Here is a 9,714-nt window from a genome sequence, read left to right as displayed (position 1 = left end):
TTCCTCGTTCGGTATCAGCGGGACCAACGCCCACGTCATCCTCGAAGAAGCACCCGCGGACACACCCGCGGCGGACGCCTCCGCAGGACCGGCAACAGCACCGGCAACAGCATCGGCAACAGCACCGGAAGGAACACCGGGAGGAGCGTCGGAAGACGCCTCCGCGGACTCCCCCGCGGACGCGTCCGAGGGCGCACCCGGCGGGACACCCGGTGAGAAGTCCGACGCGCTCTCCGCCGGGACACCGGGCGCGACGACCGATGAGGAGGCCGAGGGCGTGCCGCGGCCCGTCCCCTGGATCCTGTCCGCACGCAGCGCCGACGGACTGCGCGGCCAGGCCCGGGCCCTCCTCGCACACCTCGGTGACGCACCCGGCACGCCCCCGCTCGACACGGCGCTGTCCCTCGTCACCCGGCGCGCCCTCCTCGAACACCGGGCCGTCGTCGTCGGTGCCGACCACACGACGCTGGCCGAGCAACTGCGGGCCCTCGCTTCCGGTACGCCCGCCACCGGGCTCGTCCACGGTGGCTTCACCGGCTCCCGCACCCGCAGGACCGTCCTCGTCTTCCCCGGGCAGGGCTCGCAGTGGGCCGGCATGGGCACCGAACTGCTGGACAGCGCGCCGGAGTTCGCCCATCGGATCGACGCCTGCGAGCAGGCACTGGCGCCGTACACCGACTGGTCGCTCACCGACGTCCTGCGCGCACGCGCCGGAGCGCCCGGCCTCGACCGCGTCGATGTGGCACAGCCCGCGTTGTGGGCGGTGATGGTCGGGCTCGCGGAGGTGTGGCGGGCGTACGGGGTGCGGCCCGCCGCGGTGCTGGGGCACTCGCAGGGGGAGATCGCGGCCGCGTGTGTGGCCGGTGCGCTCTCGCTGGAGGACGGCGCGAAGGTCGTCGCCCTGCGCAGCCGGGCCATCGCCCGTGAACTGTCCGGCCAGGGCGGCATGGCGTCCGTCGCGCAGAGCCCCGACGATGTCGCCGACCGCCTCGGACGCTGGGGCGACAAGCTGTCGGTCGCCGCCGTCAACGGGCCGTCCACGGTGGTGGTCTCCGGCGACGGCACCGCGCTGGAGGAGTTCCTCGCCGACTGCGCCGAGGACGGCGTACGGGCCCGGCGCATCCCCGTCGACTACGCCTCGCACTCCGCCCACGTCGAACGGCTCCACGACACCCTGCACAGCGAACTCGCCGGACTGCGCCCGCGCGCCCCCGAGATCCCGTTCCTCTCCACGGTGACCGGCGAGTGGATCACCGACGGCGCACTGGACGCCGGCTACTGGTACGAGAACCTGCGCCGCACGGTACGGCTCCAGGACGCCCTGCGGACCCTGCTCGCCGAGGGCCACGACGTGTTCGTGGAGGCCAGCCCGCACCCCGTGCTGACCGTCGGCGTGGAGGACACCGCCACCGACACCGGGACCGAGGCCGTCGTCATCGGCTCGCTGCGCCGCGACGACGGCGGCACCACGCGCCTGTTCACCTCACTCGCCGAGGCACACGTCAACGGCGTCGCCGTCGACTGGGGCCCGGCCGTCGACGGCGGCCGGCCGGTCGAACTGCCCACCTACGCCTTCCAGCGCGAGCGCTACTGGCTGGAGCCCACGGCGGACACCGACCCGGCAGGCATCACGACGACCGTCGGCCTCGGTGAGGACGGCGCCGTCCTCACCGGAACCCTCGGCCCCCGCACGCACCCCTGGCTCGACGGGCACCGCGTGCACGGCGCCGCCGTCGTCCCCGGCACCCTGCTCCTCGACTGGGCCGTCCGCGCGGCGGACGAGACCGGCTGCGCCACCGTCGCCGCGCTCACCGAGCACACGCCGCTGGTGCTGCCCGAGCAGGGCGACACCGAGATCCAGGTGGTCGCCGGGCCGGCGGCGCAGGACGGCACCCGCCCCGTCACCATCCGCTCGCGCCCCGCCGGGAACCCCGACACCCCCTGGACCCGCAACGCGGCCGGCACCCTGGCCCCCGCTGCCGGTGTCGCCGACGCCGGCGACAGCGCCGACGGGAACGCCGATGCGGGCGCCGCCGTCCCGGCACCGGACCTGGCGGGCACCTGGCCGCCGCCCGGCGCGCACCCCGTCGACCTCGACGCCGCCCACGACACCCTCGCCGCACACGGCCACACGCACGGCCCCGGGTTCGCCACCGTGCACGCGGCCTGGCGTACCGGCGAGGCGCTGTACGCCGATGTCTCCCTCGACGACGGCGCGGCCCCGGCCGGATTCCGGGTGCACCCCGCTCTGCTCCAGGCCGTCCTCACCCTGCCCGGCCCGGACGGCACCCCCGCGCTGCCCACCGCCTGGCGGGGCGCCACCGTGCACGCCACGGGCGCCGCCCGGCTGCGGGTACGCACCGCGCACACCGCCGACGGCACCGTCACCGTACGGGCGGCCGACGCGGACGGCCGGCCCGTGGCCGACATCGAGGGCGTCACCCTGCGGGAACCGCACGCAGGCCGGCTCGCCGGCGCCGCCCGCACCGCCGACCTCCACCGGGTGCGCTGGTCACCCTGGACACCCGACCCCGCGGCCGGGCCGGGGGAGTTCGTCGTCATCGGTGGCACCGGCGACACCGGCCCGCTCACCGCGGCGCTCCGCGCCTCCGGCGCGACCGTGCACGCCCACGACGACCTGACGGCGCTCGCCGCCGCCCTCGACAGCGCGCCGCTGCCCGCCTCGACGACCGTCGTCGCACCCGTCGCCACCGCGGGACCCGGCGACACCGACCCGCCGGCGGCGGCCCGCACCGCCGTCCGCGACACCCTCGCCCTGCTGCACTCCTGGCTCGCCGACGACCGGTTCACCGACGCCCGGCTGGCCCTGGCCACCGTCTCGGCCGTCACCACGGGATCCGACGACACACCGCCCGACCCGGCCGGCGCCGCCGTCTGGGGGCTGGTGCGCTCCGCGCAGACCGAACACCCCGGTCGGTTCCTGCTCGTCGACCTGGACGGCGAGGCGCTCGCCGCCCCGGACCACGGCGCACGGACCGCCGCCCTCGGCACGGCCTTCGCCGCCGGGGACGCGGGGGAACCGCAGACCGCGGTGCGCGGCACCACGGTCACCGTGCCGCGGCTGCACCGCACCGACAGCACCGGCGGCGACCCCGTGTGGCAGTGGGACCCCACCGGCCGGGGCACCGTCCTCGTCACCGGCGGCACCGGAACCCTCGGCGGGCTCCTCGCCCGCCACCTCGTCGCCGAACACGGTGTCCGCCACCTCGTCCTCACCGGGCGGCGCGGCCCCGAAGCACCCGGCGCAGCGGAACTCCGCGCCGAACTGACCGCGAGGGGAGCCCAGGTCACCCTCGCCGCCTGCGACGCGGCCGACCGGGACGCACTCGCCGCCGTCCTCGACGCGATCCCGGCCGCGCACCCGCTGACCGCGGTCGTGCACGCCGCCGGAACCCTCGACGACGCCCTCCTGGAGAACCTCACCCCCGCACAGCTGGAGACCGTCCTGCGGCCCAAGGCCGACGCCGCCTGGAACCTGCACACACTCACCCGGGACCTCCCGCTGTCGGCGTTCGTCCTGTTCTCCTCCTTCGCCGGCCTCGCCGGCGGCATGGCCCAGGCCAACTACGCGGCGGCCAACGCCTTCCTCGACGCCCTCGCACAGCAGCGCAGGACGCAGGGCCTGCCCGCCGTCTCGCTCGCCTGGGGCCTGTGGGAGGAGACCAGCGGACTGACCGCCACCCTGGACAGCGCCGACGTGGGCCGCCTCGCCCGCTCCGGCATGCTGCCCCTCAGCACGGCGCACGGCCTCGCACTCCTCGACACCGCCGCCACCACGGACGAACCCGTCCTCGCGCCCGTGCGGCTCGACCCGCGCACGGCCGCGGCCCCCGGCACCCTCCCGCCGCTCCTGCGCGGCACCGTCCGCCGTCCCCACCGCCGCACCGTGACCGGCGCGGGAACCGGCACCGGCCCGGACGGCACCGGCGAACCCGGCCTGGCGGCACGGCTGTCCGGGCTCGGCCCCGCCAAGCAGGACACCCTGCTGCTGCGCCTGGTCGCCGGCCATGTCGCCACCGTCCTCGGCCTGCACTCGCCGGACGCCGTCGACGCCGAACGAGGCTTCCTCGACCTCGGCATGACCTCGCTGACCGCCGTCGAACTGCGCAACCGGCTCAACGCCGAGACCGGTCTGCGGCTGCCCACCACCGCGGTCTTCGACCACCCCACACCCCGGGCCCTCGTGCACCACCTGCGCACCCTGCTGGCCCCGGACACCGGCACGGACAACGGCACGGCACCGGACGCCTCCGCCCTCGCCGGACTCGACGCGCTCGAAGCGGCCGTCGCCGCAGGCGAGTTCGACGACACCGCCCGCAGCCGACTGCTCACCCGCCTCAAGTCCCTGCAATGGAAGCTCGACACCGGCGCCGGCCCCGGCACGGCCGAGGACGACGGCGACGACGCCGACCTCGAAACCGCCACGACCGACGACGAGATGTTCGACCTCATCGACAAAGAACTCGGCCTCGCCTGACAAGCCCAGTCAGTCGACACACCTCTTCTGAACTGGGAGGAAGCGCACCCATGTCCAGCAACAGTGAAGACAAGCTCCGCGACTACCTCAAGCGGGTCACCACCGACCTGCGGCGCACCAAGCAGCGGCTGGAGTCCGTCGAGGCCAGGAACCACGAGCCGATCGCGATCGTCGGCATGGCCTGCCGGTTCCCCGGCGGTGTGACCGGGCCCGACGACCTGTGGCGCCTCGTCGACTCGGGCACCGACGCGGTGGGCGACGTCCCCGACGACCGTGGCTGGGACTTCGACGCGCTCTACGACCCCGAGCCCGGCACCCCCGGCAAGAGCTACGTCCGGCACGGCGGATTCCTCACCGGCGCAGGCGACTTCGACGCCGAACTCTTCGGCATCGCACCCCGCGAAGCCCTCGCCATGGACCCGCAGCAGCGCCTCCTGCTGGAGACGTCCTGGGAGGCGGTCGAACGCGCCCGGATCAACCCGGCGACCCTGCGCGGCACCGACACCGGCGTCTTCGTCGGCGGCGCCGACACCCACTACGGCGCCCTCGCCCGGCACTCCGACGAGACCGAGGGACATCTGCTCACCGGCGGCGCCACCAGCGTCCTGTCCGGGCGGATCTCCTACACCCTCGGCCTGGAGGGCCCGGCCGCCACCGTCGACACCGCCTGCTCGTCCTCACTGGTCGCCCTGCACCTCGCCGTGCGGGCCCTGCGCGCCGGCGAATGCTCGCTCGCCCTCGCGGGCGGCGTCGCCGTCATGCCGACGCCGAGCCTCTTCGTCGAATTCTCCCGCCAGCGCGGCCTCGCCCCCGACGGCCGCTGCAAGCCCTTCGCCGAAGCGGCCGACGGCACCGGCTGGAGCGAAGGCGTCGGCATCCTCCTCGTCGAACGGCTCTCCGACGCACGGCGCAACGGCCACCCCGTGCTCGCCGTCGTCCGCGGCACGGCGATGAACCAGGACGGCGCCAGCAGCCGGCTCACCGCCCCCAACGGCCCCTCGCAGCAGCGCGTCATCAACGCCGCACTCGCCGACGCCGAACTCACCCCCGACCAGGTCGACGCCGTCGAAGCACACGGAACCGGCACCACCCTCGGCGACCCCATCGAGGCCCAGGCCCTCCTGGCCACCTACGGCCGGGATCGGCAGCACTCGCTGCGACTCGGCGGCATCAAGTCCAACATCGGCCACGCACAGGCCGCGGCGGGCGTCGCCGGCGTCGTCAAAATGGTCATGGCCCTCCGCCACGGCGTCCTCCCGCGGACCCTCCACGTCGACGCGCCGTCGTCCCACGTCGACTGGGACACCGGAGCGATCGAACTGCTCACCGAGCGCACCGACTGGCCCGAGACCGGACGGGCCCGCCGCGCCGCCGTCTCCGCCTTCGGCATCAGCGGCACCAACGCCCACGTCGTGCTGGAACAGGCCCCCGAGCCGGAGCCCGAGCAGGAGCCCCGGCAGGCCGACGACACCGCGGACCACGCCCCCGCCGCCGAGCCCGCCACGATCCCCTGGACCCTCTCCGGCAGGACCCCCGCCGCCCTGCGCGCCCAGGCCGACCGCCTGCTCGCCCACCTCCGCGAACAGCCCACCGCGCCCCGCCCCCTGGACATCGCCCACGCACTGGCGACCAGCCGCACCCCCTTCCCGCACCGCGCCGCCGTCGTCGCCACGGACCTCGACACCCTCATCCGCGGCCTGACATCCCTGGCCGCGGACGAACCCGACCCCGCCGTGACCGAAGGCTCCGGCCCGCCCACGGCGACACCGAGGTGGACCTTCCTGTTCTCGGGCCAGGGCGCGCAGCGTCTGGGTATGGGCCGTGAGTTGTATGGGCGGTTCGGTGTGTTCGCCGATGCGTTCGACGCGGTGTGTGCGGGTCTGGATGTGCAGCTGGATCGTCCGCTCAAGGAGGTCGTCTGGGGCGAGGATGCCGATCTGCTGGGGCGGACGGTGTGGACTCAGGCTGGGCTGTTCGCTGTTGAGGTGGCGTTGTTCCGGCTGGTGGAGTCGTGGGGTGTGCGGCCCGACTTCGTCGGTGGTCATTCGATCGGTGAGGTGGCTGCCGCGCATGTGGCCGGGGTGCTGTCTCTGGAGGATGCGTGTGCGTTGGTGGCGGCGCGCGGCCGGTTGATGGACGCGCTCCCATCGGGCGGGGCGATGGTCGCGGTCGAGGCGTCGGAGGAGGAGGTGCTGCCTCACCTTTCCGAGGGAGTCGCTGTGGCCGCGGTGAACGGTCCCTCCTCGGTGGTGGTTTCGGGTGTTGAGGCCGAGGTGGAGGTGGTGCGGTCCCGGTTCGAGGGGGAGGGGCGTCGTACGAGTCGGTTGCGGGTCTCGCATGCGTTCCATTCGCCGTTGATGGAGCCGATGCTGGAGGACTTCCACCGGGCCATCGAGGGGCTGGACTTCCAGGCCCCGGCAGTCCCTGTCGTGTCGAATGTGACAGGCGAGATGGCGACGGCCGAAGAGCTGAGGTCGCCCGACTACTGGGTGCGGCATGTGCGTGAGGCGGTGCGGTTCGCCGACGGTGTCCGGGCGCTGCATGCTGAAGGGGCCACGTATTTCGTGGAGTTGGGCCCGGATGGGACGTTGTCGGCTCTGGCGCGTGTGTCGTTGCCGGAGGAGGCCGTGCTGGTTCCGGTGCTGCGCAAGGACCGGCCGGAGGAGCTGTCGGCCGTCACCGCTCTGGCCCGGCTGTTCACCGAGGGCGGCAACCCGGACTGGACGGCCTTCTACGCCGGGACGGGTGCCCGCGCCGCAGACCTGCCCACCTACGCCTTCCAGCACCAGCGCTTCTGGCCCGAGCCCGCGCCCGACGGCATCGGCGACGTCGGCACCGTCGGCCTGGAGGCCACCGATCACCCGCTGCTGCGCGCTTCCACCTCCGTCGAACTGGCCGAGGGCGACGGCCTTCTGCTCACCACCCGGCTGTCGCTGCGCAGCCACCCCTGGCTGGCCGAACACGAGATCATGGGGTCGGCGCTCCTGCCGGGCACGGCGTTCGTGGAGCTCGCCCTGCACGCGGCCGACGAAGCCGGCTGCGACCGGATCGACGAGCTGACCCTCGCCGCGCCCCTCGTCCTTCCCGAGGACGGCAGCGGCATCCAGTTGCAGCTGCACGTGGGGACGGCCGACGAGACCGGGCGCCGCACCCTCACCGCGCGTTCGCGTGCCGAGGGCGACAGCACCCGGCCCTGGGTCCGGCACGCGACGGGCATGCTCGCCCTGGCCGGCGAAACCGCCGACGCATACGACGACTTCGGCGCCTCCGCCTGGCCGCCGGCCGACGCCGAACCGGTCGACCTGACGGACCTCTACCCGCGCATGGCGGACGGCGGCTTCTCCTACGGCCCGCTCTTCCAGGGGCTGCGCCGTGCCTGGCGGCGCGGCGACGAGATGTACGCCGAGGTGGCGCTGCCCGAAACCCATGGCGGCGAGGCCGACGCCTACGGGCTGCACCCGGCGCTCCTGGACGCCTCCCTGCACGTCACCGCGTTCAACGGCATGGAAAGGGGCGTGCTGCCGTTCTCCTGGGAAGGAGTGTCGCTGCACGGCGCCGGCGCTGCCGCGGTACGGGTGCGGGCCGTCCGCACCGGTGACGACAGCGTGTCCGTCACGATCACCGACACCGAGGGCGGCCCGGTCGCCTCGGTGGAGACGCTGGTGCTGCGACGGGTCTCGGCCGAGCCGATCGGCACCGCCGCCGGGAAGACCCCGGTACACGACTCCCTCTACGCCCTGCGCTGGACGCCGGTGCCCGCACGTGCCGGGGACGAGAGCGCGCATTCCTGGGTGACGTGGGAGGACGGCCCGGAGGAACTCGCCGCCGCGCTGTCGTCGGCTGCCGGACCTTCGGCGGGCGGGGGCTCGGCGAACGGGACCGCACCGGACGGGTCGTCGGCGGATGTGCCCTCGTCGGATGTGCCCTCGGCGGATGTGCCCTCGGCTGTGGTGGTGCGGGCGTCGGATGGTGTCCGGGGCCGCGAGGAGCCCGTGCGGGCGGTGCACGGGGCCGCTTCCCGCGCGTTGGAGCTGGTGCAGTCGTGGGTGTCGGATGAGCGGTGGGCCGGGTCGCGGCTGGTGTTCGTGACGCGGGGCGCGACGTCGGGCGAGGACCTGGCGGGTGCGGCCGTGTGGGGTCTGGTGCGTTCGGCGCAGTCGGAGCATCCGGGACGGTTCGTCCTGGTGGACCTGGACCCGGACCTGGACCTGGATGCGGAAGCCGACGCGGACGGCGAGGCCACTCTGATCTCGGCGGCGCTGGCCTCCGATGAGCCTCAACTGCGTTGCCATGGTGGCGAGTTGTCGGCTGCGCGGCTGGGTCGGGTGTCGGCTGATGAGTCTGCGGGGCCGGTGTGGTCGTCGCGGGGGCGGGTGCTGGTCACGGGTGGTACCGGTGGGCTGGGCCGTGTGGTGGCCCGGCATCTGGTGGCGGAGCACGGGGTGCGGGGTCTGTTGCTGGTCAGCCGGAGTGGTCCGGCGGCTGAGGGCGCCGAGGAGTTGGTGTCGGAGCTGTCGGAGGGGTTCGGGGCTTCCGTCGCGGTGGAGGCGTGCGATGTCGCGGACGCCACGGCGGTCACCGAACTCGTCGAGCGGTACGGGGACATCACGGCCGTCGTGCACACCGCGGGGGTGCTGGACGACGGAGTGATCCAGTCACTCGACGCCGAGCGGCTGGCGGCCGTGCTGCGGCCCAAGGTGGATGCCGCCTGGAACCTGCACGAGGCAACCCGCGGCCTCGACCTCGACGCGTTCGTCCTCTTCTCGTCCGTCTCGGGCGTCTTCGGTGGCCCGGGCCAGGCCAACTACGCCTCGGGCAACGCCTTCCTGGACGCCCTCGCCGCGCACCGGCGCGCCCTCGGACTGCCCGCGGTGTCGATGCCCTGGGGGCCGTGGACCCGCGAGGCGGGAATGACCGGCACCCTGTCCGACGTCGACGCCCGGCGCGTCGTCCGCGCGGGCATGCCCGAGCTGACGCTGGACGACGGGACGGCCCTGTTCGACGCGGCCCTGACCGTCGACGAGGCCGTCGTCCTGCCCGTCCGCTTCGACCTGCCGACGCTGCGTCGGCAGGGAGACGTTCCCGCCTTGCTGCGTGGCCTGGTCCGGCCCCGTGCCCGGCGAGCGGTCTCCGGTTCCGCTTCCGCCACGGCGACGGCGCTGAAGGACCGCCTCGCCGAGCTGACCAGCGAACTGGAACGCCGGGAAGTCCTCCTC

2 protein-coding genes are annotated in these 9,714 nt (G+C 74.4%); both read left to right on the top strand.

The annotated features are described in order from the left end of the window. The first annotated feature begins 277 nt into the window (after positions 1 to 277). A complete protein-coding gene (locus tag SCA03_RS33960; protein ID WP_170223871.1) occupies positions 278 to 4,498 on the top strand; it encodes a type I polyketide synthase in 4,221 nt (1,406 codons plus the stop codon). Between the two features lie 50 nt (positions 4,499 to 4,548). Continuing rightward, positions 4,549 to 9,714 (top strand): type I polyketide synthase (locus SCA03_RS33955; protein ID WP_141275857.1); only part of this gene is annotated, 5,166 nt, incomplete at its 3' end.

Origin of the sequence: Streptomyces cacaoi (genome assembly GCF_006539165.1) — a bacterium.
In the GTDB taxonomy this organism is placed as follows: Bacteria; Actinomycetota; Actinomycetes; order Streptomycetales; family Streptomycetaceae; genus Streptomyces; species Streptomyces cacaoi.
This window is presented reverse-complemented; position numbering and strand designations above follow the sequence as displayed.